Annotated in this window: 16 protein-coding genes and 1 tRNA gene; 8 read left to right on the top strand and 9 right to left on the bottom strand. The window is 68.5% G+C overall.

Annotated elements, in window-relative coordinates; translation table 11 throughout:
• The first annotated feature begins 332 nt into the window (after positions 1 to 332).
• From C0541_RS06300 to C0541_RS06290, 3 genes are all read left to right on the top strand, one after another.
• Complete coding sequence (locus C0541_RS06300) at positions 333 to 968, top strand: glutathione S-transferase N-terminal domain-containing protein (protein ID WP_024939278.1); 636 nt, start codon at positions 333 to 335, stop codon at positions 966 to 968.
• Positions 969 to 1,046: 78 nt separating this feature from the next.
• Positions 1,047 to 1,487: a ClpXP protease specificity-enhancing factor gene (locus C0541_RS06295; RefSeq protein WP_115046751.1), complete on the top strand. Its 441-nt coding sequence runs from the start codon at positions 1,047 to 1,049 to the stop codon at positions 1,485 to 1,487.
• Positions 1,488 to 1,517: 30 nt separating this feature from the next.
• Positions 1,518 to 1,886 carry a hypothetical protein gene (locus tag C0541_RS06290; protein ID WP_115046749.1) on the top strand — a complete coding sequence of 123 codons (369 nt, stop codon included), beginning with the start codon at positions 1,518 to 1,520 and terminating at the stop codon, positions 1,884 to 1,886.
• Positions 1,887 to 2,119: 233 nt separating this feature from the next.
• Here the strand turns inward: C0541_RS06290 and C0541_RS06285 are convergent, their stop codons facing one another.
• Positions 2,120 to 2,464, bottom strand: a complete 345-nt coding sequence (locus tag C0541_RS06285; RefSeq protein WP_115046748.1) for a DUF3301 domain-containing protein — start codon at positions 2,462 to 2,464, stop codon at positions 2,120 to 2,122.
• A gap of 220 nt (positions 2,465 to 2,684) precedes the next feature.
• Between C0541_RS06285 and C0541_RS06280 the strand changes: the two genes are divergently transcribed.
• A complete protein-coding gene (locus C0541_RS06280) occupies positions 2,685 to 7,079 on the top strand; it encodes a DEAD/DEAH box helicase (protein ID WP_115046747.1) in 4,395 nt (1,464 codons plus the stop codon).
• On the opposite strand, the gene C0541_RS06275 is transcribed toward C0541_RS06280, so the two are convergent.
• A complete protein-coding gene (locus C0541_RS06275; protein ID WP_115046746.1) occupies positions 7,019 to 7,639 on the bottom strand; it encodes a DNA-3-methyladenine glycosylase in 621 nt (206 codons plus the stop codon). The genes C0541_RS06280 and C0541_RS06275 overlap by 61 nt on opposite strands.
• A gap of 303 nt (positions 7,640 to 7,942) precedes the next feature.
• Here C0541_RS06275 and C0541_RS06270 point away from each other — a divergent pair, with 303 nt between their 5' ends.
• Positions 7,943 to 9,601 carry a methyl-accepting chemotaxis protein gene (locus C0541_RS06270; protein WP_115046745.1) on the top strand — a complete coding sequence of 553 codons (1,659 nt, stop codon included), beginning with the start codon at positions 7,943 to 7,945 and terminating at the stop codon, positions 9,599 to 9,601.
• A gap of 11 nt (positions 9,602 to 9,612) precedes the next feature.
• Positions 9,613 to 10,122 carry a chemotaxis protein CheW gene (locus C0541_RS06265; RefSeq protein WP_115046744.1) on the top strand — a complete coding sequence of 170 codons (510 nt, stop codon included), beginning with the start codon at positions 9,613 to 9,615 and terminating at the stop codon, positions 10,120 to 10,122.
• A 232-nt stretch (positions 10,123 to 10,354) separates the two neighbouring features.
• Here the strand turns inward: C0541_RS06265 and C0541_RS06260 are convergent, their stop codons facing one another.
• The 5 genes from C0541_RS06260 to rnd form a co-directional block, all read right to left on the bottom strand.
• Positions 10,355 to 11,434 (bottom strand): sensor domain-containing diguanylate cyclase, encoded by a 1,080-nt coding sequence (locus C0541_RS06260; RefSeq protein WP_115046743.1) that lies wholly within the window; start codon positions 11,432 to 11,434, stop codon positions 10,355 to 10,357.
• A gap of 204 nt (positions 11,435 to 11,638) precedes the next feature.
• Complete coding sequence (locus C0541_RS21010; RefSeq protein ID WP_193725874.1) at positions 11,639 to 11,815, bottom strand: hypothetical protein; 177 nt, start codon at positions 11,813 to 11,815, stop codon at positions 11,639 to 11,641.
• Positions 11,816 to 11,987: 172 nt separating this feature from the next.
• Positions 11,988 to 12,063 (bottom strand) — tRNA-Ala (locus C0541_RS06255).
• A gap of 88 nt (positions 12,064 to 12,151) precedes the next feature.
• A complete protein-coding gene (locus tag C0541_RS06250) occupies positions 12,152 to 12,553 on the bottom strand; it encodes an H-NS family nucleoid-associated regulatory protein (protein WP_104596264.1) in 402 nt (133 codons plus the stop codon).
• 461 nt (positions 12,554 to 13,014) lie between these two features.
• On the bottom strand, positions 13,015 to 14,109 hold the full coding sequence (rnd, locus tag C0541_RS06245; RefSeq protein WP_115046742.1) for a ribonuclease D: 1,095 nt from the start codon (positions 14,107 to 14,109) through the stop codon (positions 13,015 to 13,017).
• 97 nt (positions 14,110 to 14,206) lie between these two features.
• Here rnd and C0541_RS06235 point away from each other — a divergent pair, with 97 nt between their 5' ends.
• Both C0541_RS06235 and C0541_RS06230 read left to right on the top strand, forming a co-directional pair.
• Entirely contained in the window at positions 14,207 to 16,066 is a 1,860-nt protein-coding gene (locus C0541_RS06235) for a formylglycine-generating enzyme family protein (RefSeq protein ID WP_193725873.1), read from the top strand.
• A gap of 249 nt (positions 16,067 to 16,315) precedes the next feature.
• Entirely contained in the window at positions 16,316 to 17,563 is a 1,248-nt protein-coding gene (locus C0541_RS06230; RefSeq protein ID WP_115046741.1) for a virulence factor family protein, read from the top strand.
• 21 nt (positions 17,564 to 17,584) lie between these two features.
• On the opposite strand, the gene xseA is transcribed toward C0541_RS06230, so the two are convergent.
• Positions 17,585 to 18,922, bottom strand: a complete 1,338-nt coding sequence (gene xseA, locus C0541_RS06225) for an exodeoxyribonuclease VII large subunit (RefSeq protein WP_115046740.1) — start codon at positions 18,920 to 18,922, stop codon at positions 17,585 to 17,587.
• A gap of 54 nt (positions 18,923 to 18,976) precedes the next feature.
• Positions 18,977 to 20,044 (bottom strand): tRNA epoxyqueuosine(34) reductase QueG, encoded by a 1,068-nt coding sequence (gene queG, locus C0541_RS06220; RefSeq protein ID WP_115046739.1) that lies wholly within the window; start codon positions 20,042 to 20,044, stop codon positions 18,977 to 18,979.
• Positions 20,045 to 20,056: the final 12 nt, after the last annotated feature.

Genomic DNA, 20,056 nt, shown 5'->3' with positions numbered 1-20,056 from the left:
CTTGCGGCGTGTCCTGCGATGGTGGGCGGGCAAGGGCCCGGCAGCCAACTCGCAGCGTCAAGGACGTACTTGCGGCGTGTCCCGCGATGGTGGGCGGGCAAGGGCCCTGCACAGAATCCGCAGATAAGCCGCGGTTCTACCTGCCGATGACGCGTCAGCGCCGGCCGCGCCCGACATGGGAGGCGACAATATGGCTTGTTGGTGTTTTTGAGGCCCTATCACCCTTGGCTTTTGCGTGACGTGATTGCACACTCGAAGGACCGTGGTGACGGTCGGCGTTGGGCCGGCCGCGCCGATGCGGCCGGCGGATTCCGGTCGTCGGAGAGCCTTGAATGGCGACGAGTGTGCGTATGCGGAATACCTTGACTTTGTTTTCGTCCAACGACGACGTGTTGTGCCACCGGGTCCGTCTGGTCCTGGCGGCGAAAGGGGTGACCTACGACCTGGTGCCGGTCGACCCGCAAAATCCCCCGGAAGATCTGATCGATCTCAATCCCTATCATTCGGTCCCGACCCTGGTCGAACGCGACCTGGTGCTGTACGCCGCCTCGGTGGTCAGCGAGTACCTGGACGAGCGCTACCCGCATCCGCCGTTGATGCCGGTCGATCCGCTCTCGCGCGCGCGCCTGCGTCTGGCGATGTTGCGGATCGAGCACGACTGGGTGCCGCAGGTACAGGCCATCCAGCTCGGCAACAAGACCCAGGCCGAGGCCGGCCGCAAGCGCCTGAAGGAATTGCTCACCGCATCGGTGCCGCTGTTCAAGGCCAGCAAGTTCTTCCTCAATCCGGAGATGAGTCTGGCCGATTGCGCGATGGCGCCGATCATCTGGCGACTGGACGCACTGGAGATCGGTCTGCCCAAGGATGGCAAGGCGATCGAAGACTACGGCAACCGGATCTTCCGCAATCCCGGCTTCATCCGCAGCCTGACCGATCAGGAAAAGAAACTGCGCGACCTGCCGGGCTGATGCGACGGCTGTATGCCAACAGACCGACGCCGCATCGCGCAGCCGCCGCTGCGGGCCGTGTGCGGGTAAAATGACGCCATGAGCGAAGATTTCCCCCGCATGACCAGCCATCGCCCGTACCTGTTGCGGGCCTTGGTCGAATGGATCAACGACAACGGCATGACCCCGCACGTCCTGGTGGATGCAGGACTGCCCGGCGTGCAGGTGCCTGCCAGTGCGGTCAAGGACGGCCGTGTGGTGCTGAACATTGCCGAGCGCGCCGTGGTCGGCCTGCAGGTCGACAATGAAAGCGTGCAGTTCACCGCGCGCTTTGGTGGCGTCAGTTATCCGGTGATGGTGCCGATGGCCGCCGTCCTGGCGGTGTATGCACGCGAAACCGGGCAGGGCATGGCCTTGCCGGACGATATCCCCGGCACCAGCAGCGAGCCGCCGGATCCCGGTGCATCGCCGCCTAGCGCGCCGACGCCCGACGAGCCGCCCGGCGGTGGCAAGCGCCCGCACCTGCGCGTGGTCAAGTAAGCGCGCACGGTGGCTGACAGCCGCGTTCCCATGCTGGTGGAACGCGCCCGCCATATCGATTGCAGTGAGCCGGATGCGTCCGGCGCAGTCGATTACCACTACGAGTACGACATTTATCGTTTCGTGCAAGGCAGGCGCTGTCTTGTCGCGCGCAGCTATATCGATACGCCCGATGAGGCGCACTTTCTCAGCATCGAGATGGACGGCAAGTCGCATCTGTTGAAGAAGGCCGACATGCTGCACCCGCTTTGCCTGTTCGCACAGGCGCAGCTGCGTCGCGAGGGTAAGCAGCAGCTGCGCTGGTTGAGCGGCCGGGGCAACGGATACGAGCCGGTGCCGGACGGCCCGGCAGCGGCCGGATCCGGGTGGATGGATGCACTTCGTCGGCTGATGGAGTGAGCCAAGGGCAACGGACGATGACAGCGCGCCCAAGAACGGCTGACAGCGGATTGCGCTGGTTGCCAGGTGGGCGGCGGCCGGAATCCTGTTTGGCAGCGCCACGCAGACCCTGCGGTTCCTGGCGCGCCGTCCACACCGGGCTGGCGACTGCTCACTGCGTCTGCCATCCGCTCCAGGCCGGCATCAGCCACAGACATTGGCAACTGCCAGATGCAGGTGCCAGCGCAGCCTGCTCATTCCAGCCGCTCATGCTCCGGATGCAGCGCCCGCACCGTCGCGACCTGCGGCCCGGTGAACGCAATCAACTGATCGCCGCGCAGCACCAGTTTGCCGCTGTGGCGATCGGCGCCATCGTAGGAATACTCGAAGCGGAACGTGCGCTCGAAGCCCAGCCATCCATTGGGCAGCCTGCAGACGCGCAGATTGGTGGAATGCACGCTCTGGTCCAGCCACTGCACATCGGCCGCACGGCAGGCATTGCGGCCGAGGATGTCGGCACGTTCGGCTGCGGCACGCGACGAGTTCCAGAACGCGAACAGCGCGGCGCCGGCAATCATGAAGAGGATGAGGCTGGGCATGTCGCCAATGTGCCATGGCGTCGCCTGCCGGACAATCGCATGACGGCCTCTGTTCTCAATCAGCGCGCGGAGGAGGTCACCGCATGTTTCCGCGATTGCGCGTGAATGGGTTCACCACCCTTGCCGATGCCGGCTTGCATCCGCGCCACAGAGGCGCCATCTGGCAACTACATCTACGGGTTGAACGCATTTGGTCGGCCATCCGTTACTGACATCGCCCATGCATCCTGTTCTGCAGCATTTCCATCCCGTGGTCGCTGCGTGGTTCGCGCAGACCTTCGCTGCGCCCACGCCGGCGCAGGTTGCCGCGTGGCCGGCGATCCAGGCCGGCCGGCATACGTTGGTGGCGGCACCCACCGGTTCGGGCAAGACGCTCACCGCGTTCCTTGCGGCGATCGATGCGCTGATCCGCGACGGACTGGACAACGGCGGTGCGCTGCCCGACCAGACGCGGGTGGTGTACGTGTCGCCGTTGAAGGCGCTGTCCAACGACATCCATCTCAATCTGGAAGCGCCGCTGCAGGGCATCCGCGCGGCCCTGGCTGCCGACGGCCTGCCGGATGTGGCAGTGCGCACGGCGGTCCGCACCGGCGATACGCCGCAACGCGAGCGGGCTCAGGCGCGGCGGGTGCCGCCGCACATCCTGGTGACCACGCCGGAATCGTTGTACGTGCTGCTGGGCTCGGCCTCCGGGCGCGGTGCATTGCGGCATGTACGTACGGTCATCGTCGATGAAATCCATGCGGTGGCGGCGGACAAGCGTGGCAGCCATCTGAGCCTGACGCTGGAGCGGCTGCAGCGACTTGCCGATCAGCCGATCACGCGGGTCGGTTTGTCGGCAACCCAGAAACCCATCGAAACCGTCGCACAATTTCTGGTCGGCGTTGACGAGGACGGCGTGCCGCCGCCCTGCGAGATCGTGGACATCGGCTACACCCGCAGGCGCGATCTGGCGCTGGCCCTGCCGCCGACGCCACTGAGCGTGGTGATGTCCAACGACCAATGGCTGCAGGTGTATGCCGAGGTCGCCACGCTGGCGCAGCAGCATCGCACCACACTGGTATTCGTCAACACCCGGCGCATGGCCGAGCGGGCCGCGCGCCATCTTGGCGATCTGCTCGGCAAGCAGCGCGTTGCCGCGCACCATGGCAGCCTGTCGCGCGAGACGCGTCTGCTGGCCGAGCAGCGACTCAAGGCCGGCGACCTCACCGTGCTGGTGGCCACCGCATCGCTGGAACTGGGCCTGGATATCGGCGATGTGGATCTGGTCTGCCAGCTCGGGTCGCCGCGCTCGATCGCCACCTTCCTGCAGCGCGCCGGCCGTTCCGGGCACAAGGTCGGCGGCACGCCGAAGGCGCGGCTGTTTCCGCAGAGCCGCGACGAGCTGGTCGAATGCGCCGCGCTGCTGGACAGCGTGCGCCGCGGTGAGCTGGACGCCTTGCGCATTCCGCTGGCGCCGATCGATGTGCTTGCACAGCAGGTCGTGGCCGAGGCCGCGTGCGAGGACTGGGACGAAGACGCGCTGTTCGCCTTGGTGCGCCGTGCCTGGCCGTTCGCGCAGCTGAGTCGTGCGAGCTTCGATGACGTGCTGCGCATGCTGTGCGACGGCTTCAGCACACGGCTCGGGCCGCGTGCAGGCTACCTGCATCGCGACGCGGTGCATCGGCGCCTGCATGCGCGCCGCGGCGCACGCATGACCGCGCTGACCTCCGGCGGCACCATTCCCGAAACCGGCGACTACAGCGTGGTGCTGGAGCCGCAGGCCGAAAAGATCGGCACGGTGAACGAGGATTTTGCGGTCGAAAGTCTTACCGGCGACGTGTTCCAGCTTGGCAATGCCAGCTACCGCATCCTGCGCGTGGATGCCGGGCGCGTGCGCGTGGAAGACGCCAGGGGCGCGCCACCGAATATCCCGTTCTGGCTGGGCGAGGCGCCCGGCCGCAGCGATGAACTGTCGGCGGCGGTGTCGCGCCTGCGCGGCGAGATTGCGGTGCGGCTGGAGAGCCCGCCACATCAGGCCGCCTGCGACTGGCTGCACGACGCCTTGGGTCTGTCGGTGGAAGCGGCACGCCAGCTGGTCGACTATCTCGCCCATGCCTGCACCGCGCTGGGCGCGATGCCGACCCAGCAGTGCCTGGTGATGGAGCGTTTCTTCGATGCCACCGGCGGCACCCAGCTGGTGATCCACTCGCCGTACGGCAGCCGCATCAACCGTGCCTGGGGGCTGGCGTTGCGCAAGCGCTTCTGCCGCAGCTTCAACTTCGAACTGCAGGCCGCCGCGACCGAGGATGCGATCGTGTTGTCGCTGTCCACCAGCCATGGTTTTGCCCTGGAGGAGGTGGCGCGCTACCTGCATTCGTCGTCGGCCGAGCATGTGTTGATCCAGGCGGTGCTGGATGCGCCGCTGTTCGGCGTGCGCTGGCGCTGGAATGCGACCAATGCGATGGCGCTGCCGCGCTTTGCCGGCGGCAACAAGGTCGCGCCGCAGCTGCAACGGATGAAGTCGGAGGATCTGCTGGCGACCGTGTTCCCCGACCAGGTCGCCTGCGCCGAGAACCTGGTCGGCGAGCGCGAGGTGCCGGACCATCCATTGGTGGCGCAGACGCTGGACGACTGCCTGCATCAGTCCATGGACAGCCAGGGCTGGTTGCAGGTGCTGCGCGGGCTGGAGTCGGGCGCGATCACGCTGCTGGCGCGCGATCTGGCGGCACCGTCGCCGCTGGCGGCCGAAGCCTTGAACGCGCGGCCGTACGCGTTCCTGGACGACGCCCCGCTGGAGGAGCGCCGCACCCAGGCCGTGCAGAGCCGGCGCTACACACCGCAGAACAGCGACGACCTGGGGCAGCTCGATCCCGAGGCCATCGCCTCGGTGCGTGAACAGGCCTGGCCGCAGCCGCGCGATGCCGAAGAAATGCACGAGGCACTGGTCGGGCTCGGTGTGCTTCCGGTCGATGAAGCGGGCGATGCGCAATGGCAGGCATGGCTGGCTGCACTCGCAGGCGATGGGCGCGCCAGTTGTCTTGCCTTCGACGGGGTGCCCGCGCTGTGGATCAGTGCCGAGCGCATCGACTGGTTCGTGCCGCTGTATCCGCACGCGGTTGCCCAACCGCCGCTACAGGCGCCGGCAGATTGCCGCGTTGCCGACTGGCAGCGCGACTGGGCCGTGCGCGAGCTGCTGCGCGGGCGGCTATCTGCGGTCGGCCCGGCGCAGGTGCCGGCCCTGGCGGGCGCCTTGTGCCTGCCCGAGTCCGAGATCGTGCTCGCCCTGGCCGCGCTGCAGCGCGAAGGCTATGTCATGGCAGGCCACTTCAGCGCACAGGCGCCGTCGGAGGAATGGTGCGAACGTCATCTGCTGGCGCGCATCCATCGCTACACCTTGGGACGGCTGCGCCGCGAGATCGAGCCGGTGGCGCAACGCGATTACGCGCGCTTCCTGTTCGAGTGGCAGCATGTCGACGGCGCCAGCCGGGTGGCCGGGCCGGACGCATTGGCCGGCGTGGTCGGGCAGCTGGAAGGCTTCGAGGCCCCCGCAGTGCTGTGGGAAAGCGAGCTGTTGCCGGCACGCGTGCGCGACTACCAACCGGCCTGGCTGGACGAGCTGTGCACCGCCGGGCGCACCGTGTGGGCGCGGCTGCGGCCCGGCGCCGGCCGTGGCGGCGCCGCGCTGCGCAGCACGCCGATCGTGTTGCTGCCGCGTCGTGAGGCGCAACGCTGGAGCGGCCTGGCACGCGATGGCGACGACGCACCACTGGGCTCGCGCGCGCAACGGGTGGTGGAGGTCCTGCAGCAGCAGGGCGCCTTGTTCTTCGACGAGATTGCCGATGCGGCCCGGCTGATGAGCACCGAGCTGGAAGATGCGCTGAGCGAACTGGTGATGCGCGGGCGTGCGCATTGCGACAGCTATGCCGGGCTGCGCGCGCTGCTGGTGCCGGCCTCTAAACGGCCCTCGGCGCTGTCGCGCCACCGGCGCCGCGCCAGCGCCCTGGGCATTCGCGATGCCGGACGCTGGGCGCCGGTGCGCGCGCTGCCGGAGTTGCCGCTGGCCGAAGCCAGCGAGCGTCACCAGGACATGCTCGAGCACGTGGCGCACGCCTTGTTGCGGCGCTACGGCGTGGTCTGCTGGCGGCTGCTGGAGCGCGAGGCGGCATGGTTGCCGCCGTGGCGCGAATTGCTGCGCATGTACCAACGCCTGGAAGCGCGTGGCGAAATCCGTGGCGGGCGTTTCATCGCCGGCCTGTCCGGCGAGCAGTTCGCGTTGCCGGATGCGATCGCGGCCCTGCGCCGCGTACGTGCGCAGGCCTTGCCGCAGCAGTGGGTGTGCGTGAGTGCCGGCGACCCGGCCAATCTGCTGGGTAGCCTGCTGCCCGGCGAGCGCGTGGCGCGCGTGCCGGGCAACCGTGTGGCGTATCTCGATGGCCTGCCGATGGCGGTGTGGGCGGCAGATCGCTTCCAGCCGCTGCAGGAGCTGAGCAACGAGCAGGCCGAGCAGGCCCTGCGCCTGCTGCAGCGTGGACCGGGCGCCGCCGGGCAGACGCCGATGGAGCAGTGGCTGGCTCAGTTACCTGGCAGCACCGCGCGTGCGCCGGTCGCGCGCGGCAGCGGACGCGACAGATAGGGGGTGTCCGGGACCACCCAGCGCCACGGCGCATCCATCGCCTTGCGGATGCCGATGCGCGGCGTCGCCAGCGGGGACGATGGCGGCGGCAGGCCGTCGTCCTCGATCCACAGGCGTGCGCCGGCATCGGTCAGGTCCACCCCGTTGTCCGCTGCGGTCACGCCGAATGCCTGGGCCAGGCGGCCGGGGCCGGTGGTCACGGTCTTGAGCGGGGCCGCGCCGCGCGCGGCCTGCATGGCCGCGATTGCCGCCAGCGGCTCCAGTGCGCGGATCAGCACCGCATGCCCGGGCGCACCACCGCACACCGCGTTGATCGCCCAGTGCATGCCGTAGATGAAATACACATACAGATGTCCCGGCGCGCCGAACATCACCTGCGTGCGTGGGGTCATGCCGCGAAACGAATGCGCGGCCGGATCCTCGCTGCCGCAATACGCCTCGACCTCGGTGATGCGGCCGCGGCGTCCGTCCGCGCTGACCAGCACCTTGTTGAGCAAGCGCGGCGCCACCAGGCGGGCATCGTGCGCATAGAAGCTGCGTGGCAGTGGCTGTGGCGACATGCGCCAAGCCTAACCGCGCAGTCGTGATGTCCCTGCGGACTGTCCACGGACACGGGCAGGGGTCAGGGGTAGGGGTTTTCCGAATACGTGGCTGTGCTAGCGCGTGACCGGTCACAAAAGCGCATATCCGGGGCTGTGAATACACGGTTAAACGCCGTTTACGTCTCAAGCGCGTTTTGCTGTCGCCGATAGCCATTAGCGGTTGGTTAGACAAGCCACATCGCAGTGAGCGGCACCCGCACCACGCCATCGGGCGATCTGCAACGCAGGTCGCGCACGCACCATCTTCAAGAGAACTCCCCAATGTTAGGCAACTTCAGAATCGGAACCAGGCTGATCGTGGCGTTCCTGATCGTCTCGGCGATCGGCGCGTGTATCGGATGGTTGGGCTATTCCAACTCCGGTCGGATCAGCGACCTGTCGACCTCGCTCTACGAGCGCGAGCTGCTCGGCCTGTCGAACGTGAAGGAGGCCAACATCAACCTGATCTACGCCGGTCGTGCGCGCGCCAATCTGTTGCTGGCCAGCAGCGCCGAAGAGCGTCAGTCGCACGTGCAGAACATCGACAAGTACACCGCCAAGGTGGTCGATTACATGGCGCGCGCGCGTCCCAGCTTCCAGACCGAGGAAGGCAGGAACAAGCTGGCGCAATTCGACCGCGCCTGGCAGACCTATCTGGAGGAGCGCGGCCGCTTCATCGATGCCGCCAACCGCGAAGCCTTGCGCGAGGCGAATCCGGAACTGGCCGCGCTGTCGCGTGCGGTGCGTGCCAGCTCGGATGAGGTCGATGCGCTGATGACCGACCTGAGCGGCCTGCGCGAACGCAGCGCCGCCTCGGCCAATACCGAAGCCGGCAGCATCCACGCACGCAGCTCCAGGTTGCTGATCGCCATCATCTTTGGCGGCGTGCTGCTCGGCGCGATTCTTGGCGTGGTGATCAGCCGCAGCGTCACCGGCCCGATCCGCCGCGCGGTGGCGGTGGCCAACGGCCTGTCCGAAGGCGACCTGACCATGCGCATCGACGTGCACGGCCGCGACGAGACCGCGCAATTGCTCGAAGCCATGCGCACCATGGTGCAGAAGCTGTCGCAGGTGGTCGGCGAGGTCAACACCAGTGCCGAAACCCTGGCCAGCGCGTCGGAGGAAGTCAGCGCCACCGCGCAGTCGTTGTCGCAGGCCGCCAGCGAACAGGCCGCCGGTGTGGAAGAGACCAGCGCCTCGCTGGAGCAGATGACCGCATCGATCAGCCAGAACACCGAAAACGCCCGCATTACCGACGGCATGGCCACGCAGGCCGCTAAAGAAACCATCGAAGGCGGCGAAGCGGTGGTCGCCACCACCCAGGCGATGAAGCAGATCGCGCAGAAGATCGGCATCATCGACGACATCGCGTACCAGACCAATCTGCTCGCGCTCAACGCGGCGATCGAGGCGGCGCGCGCCGGCGAACACGGCAAGGGCTTTGCCGTGGTGGCCGCCGAGGTACGCAAGCTGGCCGAACGCAGCCAGGTGGCCGCGCAGGAGATCGGCGAGGTGGCCAGTTCCAGCGTCGAACTGGCCGACCGTGCCGGCCGTCTGCTGGACACCATCGTGCCCAGCATCAAGCGCACCTCGGACCTGGTGCAGGAAATTTCTGCCGCGTCCGAGGAACAATCCTCCGGCGTCAGCCAGATCAATTCGGCAGTGGTGCAGCTGAGCCAGACCACCCAGCAGAACGCCAGCGCCTCCGAAGAACTGGCCGCCACTGCCGAGGAAATGAGCGCGCAGGCCGAGCAGCTGCAGCAGAGCATGGCGTTCTTCCGCCTGGGCGGGCAGGGGCCGGCGAGCACGCCGCCCAAGCGCGGCAAGCTGGCTGTCGCAGCGCCGGCACGGACGCCCGGTACGCGTGGATGGCGCAGCACCGCGGCGCCGGCCTATGCGATGTCCGAGGGCCCGGACGAAGGCCAGTTCGCCCGCTTCTGAGAGACCGATCGATGACTGCACAGACTTCCGACGCGATGCCCGGCGACGCCGATGCGGCCGCCCAGTACCTGACCTTCCAGCTGGATCGCGACACCTTCGCCATCAGCATTGTCGGCATTCGCGAAATCATCCAGTACCGCGCGCCCACGCCGGTGCCGTCGATGCCGGCCTGCGTGCGCGGGGTGATCAACCTGCGCGGTGCGGTGGTGCCGGTGGTGGACCTGCAGGCGCGGCTGGGGCGCGCCGACAGTACGATCGGCAAGCGCAGCTGCATCGTGATCCTGGCGACCGAACAGGCGCAGGGGCCGCAGGTGATCGGGGTGCTGGTCGATGCGGTCAACGCGGTGATCGAACTGGCCGACCAGGACATCGAGGCGGCGCCCGCGTTCGGGACGCATATCCGTCGCGACCTGCTGCGCGGCATGGGCAAGGTCGGCGAGCGTTTCGTGGTGCTGCTGGAGATGGACCAGGTGCTGCAGGTGGACGAAATTGCCGGCAGCCCCGATTCCCTGGCAGCCTGACCTAATCGGGCGCAGCTGGCACCCCCCTGCGCACCGGCCTGGTGGCTGGCCGCTACACGGGACCAGCTGCCAACCAGGTGGTCACGTGCACGCGCGAGACATCCGCAACCGGCACGGCTGCAGCGGGAAACGGGCAGCCGTGGGCGGATGACGCCGCGCTGCCCGGGGCTGGGGGCCTTACCGATGGACGACGCGGTGATCGACCTCGCCGGACCTGCGCCTGGCCTGCCACTCAGTCCTGCCGATGCCAGCCATCGAAACGATGCACGCAGTTGCGTCCCTTGCCGATCGCGCCCTGCAGGGCGTGCCGTGCACGCGCCAGCAAGGCGTTGCTGTCGAGCGACGCACCGGCCGCCACCTCGACCAGGCCGGCGCTGATCGTCAGTGTGCCGGCTGGCCAGCGCGCCGCTTCGATCGCCCTGCGCACGTCCTCGATCATCTCCATGGCCTCGGTCGCCGCTGTCTCCGGCACTGCGACACAGAACTGGTCGCGGCTCAACCGCGCCACCGTGGCGGTCACCGGCAGCTGCGCTTCGATCATCCTGGCAGCCTGGACCAACGTGGCGTCCGCTGCTGCCGTTCCAGCCTGCAGCTTCAGCCGCTTGAAGCCGTCCAGGTCGATCAGCGCCAGCGCAAGCGATGGCGACGCGGCCGTCTCCGATCCCTGTGCCAGCGTCTGCAGTGCCTGCTCCAGGCCGGCGCGATTCCACACGCCGGTGAGGTCATCGCGCAATGCGTCCAGCTCGACCAGCCTGGCCGCACGCTGCAACTCGATGGTGTTGACGACCTGCCTGGCCAGTGCCTGCAGTGCGTCACGCTCGGCGACCGACAGGCGTCGGGGGGTACGGTCCAGCACGCACAGCGTGCCCAGCGCGATCCCGTCGGGGGTCAGCAGCGGGGCGCCGGCGTAGAAGCGGATCTGCGGCTCGCCGGTGACCAGCGCATTCCCCACGAAGCGCGCGTCCAATTGGGTATCGCCCACTTCCATCACCTGATCCGGTTCGAGGATCGCGTGCGCACAGAACGACAGCTCGCGCGGGGTTTCGCTCGGCACCATGCCCAGCTTCGCCTTGAACCACTGGCGCTGGGTGTCGATCAGCGAAATCAGCGCCATCGGCGTACGGCAGGCCGCTGCGGCGATCGAGGTGAAGGCGTCGTAGACCGGCTCGGGCGCGGTGTCCAGCAGCTGGTAGTCCTGCAATGCAGCCAGCCGCTCGTCCTCGTTGGCCGGCATCTGTGCGGCGACGGCGGCATCGCCCGGCAGCAGCGTCGCGTGGACGAGGTGCAACGCGGACGCGTCGGGAATCTGCATGCGAGGACCACCGGAACAAGGCGCCGTCAGGCGATGGATGTGCACATGCCGATGCTGCATCGCAGCCCATCGCACGCGTTGGTTGGCGCAGACCTCGTCCAGCGGGGTGGACCAAGTCTGCCGCCGATCTTGCCACATCGGGCCGGGCAGGTCAGCGACCGCGGCGCTGCGCGGATGCGTTGCGACACCGTCCTGCCTGTCAGGTCATTCGCCCTGGCCGGCATTGCCCTTGGGGCGGCGGGTCTGTTCGTCGTGGATCTGCGTGTCCTTCTGCCCAGGGCGCTGCTTGGCGGCCTCGTCCTGTTTGCGATCCTGCTGGCTCTCGGACACACCGTGCTGTTCGTCGGCGGCCTGGTCGGGCTGGCTCTGCTTGTTGCTCATGGCATGTGTCCGCGTGATGGTCGGACGGACGTTAGCGCGCGCGATGTGATCCCGGCGACATGGCCGTCACTGGCACAGGCACCGCTCTGGGCCGAGGCGCCGACGATGCGAAAGCCCGACACGAAAAAGCCCCGGAAACTGGGCTGTCTCCGAGGCTCTACGATTGAAGCAGTGGTGGAGCGGAAGGGGATCGAACCCTCGACCTTCGCGATGCGAACGCGACGCTCTCCCAGCTGAGCTACCGCCCCACGTGCCTTGATTCTAACCACATGTCGCGCGATTCGCCAAGCAGGCCGGCAGACAGGATCGCTGCCCGGGAGCGCGATCCTGCGGCAATCACTCGCGGATCAGCGGGAACTTGAGGTCCGGGTTCTTGGCCTTCCATTCCTTGTACGACACCGAGCCTTCCCAGGCGGCGAAGGCCTTGGGCGTGCGGCCGCGGCCGGACCAGGTCTCGCCGGTGTGCGGAAGTTCGTACTTGGGCTTGACTTCGCTGCGGCCGCTCTTGACCACTTCCTTGCGGGCAGTGGTGGTGCCCAGGTAAGCGGCAATATCGTTGCGCTGCTTGGTGTTGAAGTGGCCGGCAAACTGCTCGAGCAGCGAGACGATGGTGGCATGCGCGGAAGACGCCTCGCTGGCGCGCTCGGTCTTTTCCTGTTCTTCCAGCTTCTGCAGTTCGTCCAGCAGCTTGGCTTTGGCTTGTGCGATGGAATCCAGTTTGGAAGTGGTATTGCTCACAGAGGTATGGCCTCGGAATAAGGGGTGGAGACGTTGCCCGATGGGCGCACGTCATTATGGCATGGGGCCCGGGGGCGGCCGTTGCATGTGCGTATGCCTGCACATGCCGTGACCGGCGCCTTGCACGGCTCCGGTCGCGCGTTGGCAGTGTCCTGAAAGGCCGAGCCTGCGTGCGCAGGCGGCGACCCCGGCCATAACGATACAGCAGCAGGCCAGGCGGGATGACACATCGCACGCAGTGTCGTCCAGATGCCGACGGCAGGATGGCCAGGCAGGTCCCGAGGGACTGCGCCAGCTCCGACCGCGCAACGTGCGAAGGCAGCTGCGGCGATGGGCGAGGCTGCTGCCCGACTGTTTGGTTCACGCCGTGGTCGTGGCGAGGCGCCGGTGACCGGTCGTTCGCGCTTTTCCCGCGTCGCCAGGACTGCGTGGATGCGTGGTCGCAGGACCACTGCGTCAGGTCACGGTGCTGCAGCGTCTTCCAGCAACGGCGTCAGCTGCGCTTCCAGGGCGTCGCGGCGCCATTGCCCCAGCGGTGCGGGCCAGCTGCGTTGCTCGATCAGGGTTTCCAGGTGCCGGCGCGAGGCCAGGATGCCGTCGGGCAACCCCAGCTCGCGGCTGCGCTGGGCCACCGCATCCTGCAGGCGCTTGAGCACGGCCTTGTTGCCGTCGGTGGCGGCCTGCGCCAGCGGTGCGTGCTCTTCGTCGGGCAGCGGCGTGTTGAGCGCTTCCCACACCGCAGCGGCAAGCTTGCGCGGCGCCTTGGGGAACTTGTCGAACTGGCGCAGCAGGGCGTCCAGGTCGGCCGGCGGAAACCGCGCCAGCTGGCTGGCCAGTTCGTTGTCCAGGATCCAGCTGCGCGGGCGATCGCTCTGGCGCGCCTGCAGGTCGCGCCAGCGCAGCAGGCGCAACAGGCGGCGCTGCGCCGCCGGTTCCAGGAACTGCGCGGTACGCAGGCTCACATGCGGCCAGCGCTCGCCATCGTCGTGTTCCACCGTGGCGAGCAGGCGCTCGGCATCTTCGGCCAGCCAGCCCAGGCGATCCTGCTCGGTCAGGCGACGGGTGAGTTCGTCGTGGATGGCGAACAGGTAGCGCACATCGTCGGCGGCGTATTCCAGCTGCGCCGGCGACAGCGGGCGGCGCATCCAGTCCGAGCGCGTCTCGCCCTTGCTCAGCAAGGTGCCGGTCACTTCCTGCACCAGCTTCTGATAGCCCATGCCGCCACCCACACCCGCCAGCGCGGCGGCGATCTGGGTATCGAACAACGGCCGCGGCAACACCCCGCACGCGCATTTGAAGGTGACCAGATCCTCGCTGGCGCTATGCATCACCTTGACGATGTCGGTGGCAGTCAACCATGCCTTGAGCGCCTCGTTCATGCCCGGGATCAGCGGGTCGATCAACAGGATCTCCTCGCCGATGGCCATCTGCACCAGCGCCAGTTGCGGCCAGTAGGTGCGTTCGCGGATGAATTCGGTATCCAGGCCAATGCGGGACGGACGCGATGCCTGCAGGCGTTCGGTCAGCTCGGAGGGGTGGGTGATCCAATGGGGCACGTGATTTCCGTCGACAGCAAGGGTTTGCGCAGAACGCGCAGAATAGCCTAACGTCGCGATCGCCTGTCGTGCGGCAGAGCACTGGAAGGAGCAGGTGGTGGGTGAGTGCGGTAACCGGATCGCAGCGTGGGCATTGGTCGCGCTAAGCGTGTGCGCCTGTTCGCGGACACCGACGCCGGCGCCTGCCGCGGCGCCGCAAGCTGCCGCCGCGGTTCCTAGCAAGCCGAATGTATCCATCGGTGGCGAGGAATCCGCCGAGACCGTGGCGCAATGGCAGCCACCGCCGGTGGACCTGGGCGATCAGACGCTGGCGCAGGCGCGCAAGCGCGCCGACCAGGCCTTGCAGGAGGATCGGCTGTTTCGCGATGGCGAGGATGCGATTCCGCTGTACCTGGCCATCCAGCAACGCGCCGACGGCAAGGACGCAGCCAGTCGGCGCGGGCTGGAACAGGCGCGACGCCGCTTGATCGAGCGTGGCCAGGCGCTGATCGAGCAGACCGACCGCCAGGACAGTGCGCTGGAACAGGCGCGTGAGCTGGCCATCGTGGCGCTGGCGCTCGCCCCGCAGGATCCGAAGGTGCGCGCGCTGCAACGCGCGGTGGAAACCGCGCAGCGGGCGCTGAGTTTCAACCGCGCCGGCGAGGAGGATCTGCGCGGCGGTCGTCTGGGCGAGGATGGCAACGGGGCGCTGGTCAACTTCCGCGATGCGGCGCAGCTGGATCCGGACAACCCGCGCACGCGTCAGGGCCTGGCTGCGGTGGAAAGCGGCCTGCTGGCACGCGCCGAACAGGCTGCGGAAGCGAGCGATTTCATCGGCGCACGCTACTGGTTGCAGATGGCAGGCCAGGTACGTGAGCGCGCGCCCACCATCGCCGACGCGCGTGCGCGGATCGAGCGCATGCGGCGTGCGCAGATTGCCGCCTTGCACGACGCCGGCCTGCACGATCTGACCTCGCCGCGCGGCCTCAAGGCGGCCGGCGAAACACTGGCCGAGGTACTGCGCATCGCCGATCCGGGCGATGCGGTGGCCGGCGATCTGCGGCGGCGGCTGGAACTGGCCACCCATTACGGCAGCTTCCGCCCCGGGCAGGTGTTCACCGATGGACTCAAGCTCGGCGGGCGCGGTCCGCAGATGATCGTGGTGCCGCATGGCGCGTTCCAGATGGGCGCAGGCGATGCCGAGCCCGGCGCCTCCGACAACGAGCGGCCCTCGCACTACGTGCGTTTCGCGCGTGGCTTTGCGTTGTCGATCACCGAGGTGACGGTCGCCGAGTTCCGCCAGTTCGTCGAGGCGACCGGCGCCCGCCCGCGCGCCACCCGGCGCGGGCATTCGGTGGTGTACGACGAGCGCAGCGGCAACTTCATCCGCCGCAGCGGGGTGGATTGGCAGTCCGACTACAACGGCGCGCAGGCCGCCCCCAACAGCCCGGTGATGCACGTCAGCATCCGCGACGCCGAAGCCTATGCGAGCTGGCTGTCGGAACAGACCGGCCGCCACTACCACGTGCCCAGCGAGGCCGAATTCGAATACGCGGTGCGCGCCGGCAGCACCGGGCGCTATCCCTGGGGCAATGCCGGCTCGCCGCCGCTGGATGCGGGCAACTTCACCGGCGGCAACGATGTCTCGCGCAGCGGCCGGCACTGGAACAACGGCTTTGTCGGCTACGGCGACGGCTTCTGGGGACCGGCGCCGGTCGGCAGTTTCCGCGCCAACGCCTGGGGCCTGCACGACATGGGCGGTAACCTGAGCGAGTGGGTGGCCGACTGCTGGCATGCCAGCTACCGCCGCGCGCCGGCCGACGGTGCAGCCTGGTACAACCCAGGGTGCCGGCAGCGCATGATCCGCGGCGGCAGCTGGGCCAACTCGCCGCAGCAGACGCGTGCGGCCTGGCGGCAGTCGCAGGATTCGGACAGCACCAGCGCACGGATCGGCTTTCGCCTGGCGCGCGGGATCTAGGGCGCAGTTGCGTTGCCGGTGTGCATGCGCGGTTTTGCGCCCGCATGGCCAGGGATCGCTGATCGCCATGCTGTGCCATATCCGCTTCTCGGGGCGCGACATCGACGACGTGCACGGTTTGCCGCGTCGAGGCGGCCACACACCGAGGTGAGCGCGCCAGCTTAACCGCAGCGAACACCGACCGTGATCGCGCCGGAACCGGTCACCCTGGCCGCTGTCCAAGCGCCAGCGCTTGCGAGGACTGCGGTGATGGGCTGGGGAATCAAACTGTTTCGTTGGGTCGTCGCACTCCTGCTGATCGGCGGGAGTGGCTACGCCGTGGCGCGGCATCTGCAGGACGGAAATACCGCCGGGCATTACCGCTCGGTGGAGGTGCTGCGTCCGGAAGGCACGCCGAAGGCCATGGTGGTGCTGTTGCCCGACAGCGGCCATGCACAGGACGGCCAGCGGCTTGCCGAGATGCTGAGCAACGATGGCGCGCTGGTCGCGGTGGTCGATACCGCCAGCTATCGCGAACGGGTGCGCACGCATCACGCAGCCTGCAGCTCCCTGGCCGACGATGCCGAACGCCTGGGCAAGAAGTTGCTGCGCGCCGAGCATGTCGATGCGTTCCTGCCGCCGGTCCTGGTGGGGCAGGGCGATGGCGCGGTGCTGGCGCGGCAGGCGCTGGCCTCGGCCGCGCCCGACGTGCTGGGCGGCGCGGTTGTCGCCGATGGCGGTGCCAGCGCTGGCGGCCTGGCCTGCGCACGCGACATGCCCGATGCCAACCAGGGCTTCCTCGACGATCTGGTCGACGCTGCCAGCCCGATGCAGATCGCCGCCGCCACCCGTGGCCATTTCCTGACCGCCCGGGCGCACGGCGTGGGCGATCTGCCACTGGTCGAACTGCACGCGCCCGGCAGCGACCGCATGGTGGTGATGCTGTCCGGCGACGGCGGCTGGCGCGAGCTGGACAAGGGCATCGCCGCGCAGCTGCAGCAGCAGGGCGTGTCGGTGGTGGGCTGGAACAGCCTGCGCTACTTCTGGGCCAGCCGCACGCCGCAGCAGGTCGCGGCGGACCTGGACCGGGTGATCGCGAGCTACCGGCAGCGCTGGCATATCCAGCACGTGGCCCTGGTGGGTTATTCGTTCGGCGCCGATGTGCTGCCGTTTGCCTATCCCGAGCTGTCGCCGCAGCAGCGCGCATCGGTGCAGTTCGTCAGCCTGCTGGGCCTTGCGCATCAGGCCGATTTCAAGGTGCGCGTCGGTGGCTGGCTGGGCTGGCACAACGATGCCGAGCGGGATGTGGAACCGGCGATCCAGGCGCTGGACGCGCATCGCCTGCAATGCATCTACGGCGAGCAGGAAAAGGACACGCTGTGCCCGGAGCTGCGCGCGCGGGGCGTGCAGGTGGTGGCGCGTCCGGGCGGGCATCATTTCGACCACGATCCGGCGGCGCTGGCCGGGCTGCTGCTGCAGGGCTGGCAGCAGGCGGCGCAGACGCCGGGTCATGGTTAGCGCGCGTGATGCCTTCCGATATCAGGCCTCGCCCGGTTCGACCCGCACCGCGACGCTGCCATCGGCCAGCTGCGCGCGCAGGCGCTCGCCGGCGCTGACCGCGGCGGCGCTGCGCACCACGCTGCCATCGGCGCGGCGGGTCACGATGGCGTAGCCACGCGCGACGGTGGCCAGCGGGCTGACCGCTTCCAGCGAGCGTGCCAGGCTGCGCAGCCGCAGTTGCTCGTGCTGCAGGCGCCGCTGCACCGCCGCCTGCGGATGCAGTGCACGCAGCCGTTGTTGCAGCGTGGCCAGGTCGCGTTGCGGGTTGTGCGCCTGCAGGCGGGCCTGCGACCGTTGCACGCGCGCCTGCAGGCGCTCCAGCACCTGGGTCATGCGCGCGCGCAGTTGGCGTCCGGCATCCTGCTGGCGGCGCTGCAACAGCTGCAGGCGCGCCTGCGGGCTGTGTGCACGCAGGCGCAAGGCGAGCCGGTCGGCGCGCTGCATCGCAGTGCCCAGCGCATGCTGCTGCAGCTGGGCCATGCGCGCCTGCGCGCGCCGCACGCGCGCAACCAGCTCGCGCTGATCGGGTACCAGCAGTTCCGCCGCCACCGACGGCGTGGGCGCACGCACGTCGGCCACGAAATCGCTGAGGCTGAAGTCGGTCTCGTGCCCGACCGCCGACACCACCGGCGTGCGCGCGGCGGCAATCGCGCGGGCCAGGCGCTCGTCGTTGAAGGCCCACAGGTCTTCCAGCGAGCCGCCGCCACGGGTGAGCAGGATGACGTCGTAGCGCCCGCACGCATCGGCGCGCTGCAGCAACGCGGTGAGTTGCGCGGCGGCGCTGTCGCCCTGCACCAGCGACGGCAACAGGTCCACTTCCAGCAACGGAAAGCGGCGCGCCAGGACGCTGAGCACATCGCGTACCGCCGCACCGCTGGGCGAGGTGATCACCGCCAGCCGCCGCACATGCGCCGGCAATGGCTGCTTGCGCTCGGCATCGAACAGGCCTTCGGCGGCAAGACGCGCGCGCAGCTCGTCGAAGGCGCGACGCAAGGCGCCTTCGCCGGCCTCTTCCATGTGGTCAAGCACCAGCTGGTAGTCGCCGCGCGCTTCGTACAGGGTGAGACGTCCGCGTGCGAGCACGCGCAGGCCTTCGCGCGGCTGGAACTTCAGCCAGGTGCTCTTGGGCTTGAACATCGCGCAACGGACCTGCGCGCGCGCGTCCTTGAGCGTGAAGTACAGGTGGCCCGAGGACGGGCGCGTGACGCTGCTCAGCTCTGCTTCCACCCACACCAGCGGGAAGCTGCCTTCCAGCAGGTCGCGCGCGAGCGTGTTGAGCTGGCTGGGGGTGAGGATCTGTTCGTTACGGTCGGCCATCGCCGCATTATCCCGCAGCGGCGATGCGCATGCGTGAGCGCATCGGGCGCAAACCTACACCCCGTGTTGCGCCAGTGCCCAGCCCACGTGTTCGCGCACCAGCTCCGAGGCGTCGTGACGGCGCGCCTCCAGTGCCGCCAGCACCTCCGGCGTGCCGGGCGCATTGCCCAGGCCGACGGCGATGTTGCGCAACCACCGCTGATGGCCGCTGCGACGGATCGGGCTGCCTTCGGTGCGGCGCAGGAATTCGTCTTCGTCCCAGGCGAACAGCTGCGGCAGCGTTGCCACATCCAGCGCGTTGCGGGCGCGGAAATCGGCTTCGTCGGTGCGCTGGGCGAACTTGTTCCAGGGGCAGACCAGCTGGCAGTCGTCGCAACCGAAGATGCGGTTGCCGATCGGCTTGCGCATCTGCTCGGGAATCGCGCCCTCGTGTTCGATGGTGAGATAGGCGATGCAGCGACGCGCATCCAGCCGGTACGGGGCGATGATGGCCTGGGTCGGGCAGATGTCGATGCAGCGCGTGCAGGTGCCGCAATGCGCGGTGGCCGGGGTGTCGATCGGCAAGGGCAGGTCGAGGTAGATCTCGCCCAGGAAGAACCACGACCCGCCATTGCGATCGATCAGGCAGGTGTGTTTGCCGATCCAGCCCAGGCCCGCGTTGCGCGCCAGTGCGCGCTCCAGCACCGGCGCCGAATCGACGAACACCCGATAGCCGAACGCGCCGACTTCGCCCTGGATGCGCTGGGCCAGTTTCTGCAGCCGGTTGCGCATCAGCTTGTGATAGTCGCGTCCCAGCGCGTAGCGCGCCACGTAGGCGCGGCGGCCGTCGTGCAAGGTGTTCCAGGCTTCGCTGTCGTCCTTGCGGCCGTAGTCCATGCCGACCGACAGCACGCGCAAGGTGCCGGGCACCAGCTCCTGCGGGCGCGAGCGCTTGTCGCCGTGCTGGGCCATCCAGTGCATGGTCCCGTACAGGCCTTCTTCCAGCCAGCTGCGCAGGTGTCCCTCGTCTTCGCCCAGCTCGATGCCGGTGATGCCGCAGCGCTGGAAGCCGGCCTCGCGCGCAAGCGCACGGATGCGCGCGGCAGCGTCGGTGGGGTCGGGGCGGGCGAGGACGGCAGACATGGCGACAAGTAT

The sequence above is a fragment of the Xanthomonas arboricola genome (assembly GCF_003353015.1).
Taxonomy (GTDB): domain Bacteria; phylum Pseudomonadota; class Gammaproteobacteria; order Xanthomonadales; family Xanthomonadaceae; genus Xanthomonas; species Xanthomonas arboricola_E.
This window is presented reverse-complemented; position numbering and strand designations above follow the sequence as displayed.

What these genes read in the sequence shown, in the direction of transcription:
- C0541_RS06300 (WP_024939278.1), top strand. Translation starts at nt 333, where the DNA reads ATGGCGACGAGTGTGCGTATGCGGAATACCTTGACTTTGTTTTCGTCC.
- C0541_RS06295 (WP_115046751.1), top strand. Translation starts at nt 1,047, where the DNA reads ATGAGCGAAGATTTCCCCCGCATGACCAGCCATCGCCCGTACCTGTTG.
- C0541_RS06290 (WP_115046749.1), top strand. Translation starts at nt 1,518, where the DNA reads ATGCTGGTGGAACGCGCCCGCCATATCGATTGCAGTGAGCCGGATGCG.
- C0541_RS06285 (WP_115046748.1), bottom strand. Translation starts at nt 2,464, where the DNA reads ATGCCCAGCCTCATCCTCTTCATGATTGCCGGCGCCGCGCTGTTCGCG.
- C0541_RS06280 (WP_115046747.1), top strand. Translation starts at nt 2,685, where the DNA reads ATGCATCCTGTTCTGCAGCATTTCCATCCCGTGGTCGCTGCGTGGTTC.
- C0541_RS06275 (WP_115046746.1), bottom strand. Translation starts at nt 7,639, where the DNA reads ATGTCGCCACAGCCACTGCCACGCAGCTTCTATGCGCACGATGCCCGC.
- C0541_RS06270 (WP_115046745.1), top strand. Translation starts at nt 7,943, where the DNA reads ATGTTAGGCAACTTCAGAATCGGAACCAGGCTGATCGTGGCGTTCCTG.
- C0541_RS06265 (WP_115046744.1), top strand. Translation starts at nt 9,613, where the DNA reads ATGACTGCACAGACTTCCGACGCGATGCCCGGCGACGCCGATGCGGCC.
- C0541_RS06260 (WP_115046743.1), bottom strand. Translation starts at nt 11,434, where the DNA reads ATGCAGATTCCCGACGCGTCCGCGTTGCACCTCGTCCACGCGACGCTG.
- C0541_RS21010 (WP_193725874.1), bottom strand. Translation starts at nt 11,815, where the DNA reads ATGAGCAACAAGCAGAGCCAGCCCGACCAGGCCGCCGACGAACAGCAC.
- C0541_RS06230 (WP_115046741.1), top strand. Translation starts at nt 16,316, where the DNA reads ATGGGCTGGGGAATCAAACTGTTTCGTTGGGTCGTCGCACTCCTGCTG.
- xseA (WP_115046740.1), bottom strand. Translation starts at nt 18,922, where the DNA reads ATGGCCGACCGTAACGAACAGATCCTCACCCCCAGCCAGCTCAACACG.
- queG (WP_115046739.1), bottom strand. Translation starts at nt 20,044, where the DNA reads ATGTCTGCCGTCCTCGCCCGCCCCGACCCCACCGACGCTGCCGCGCGC.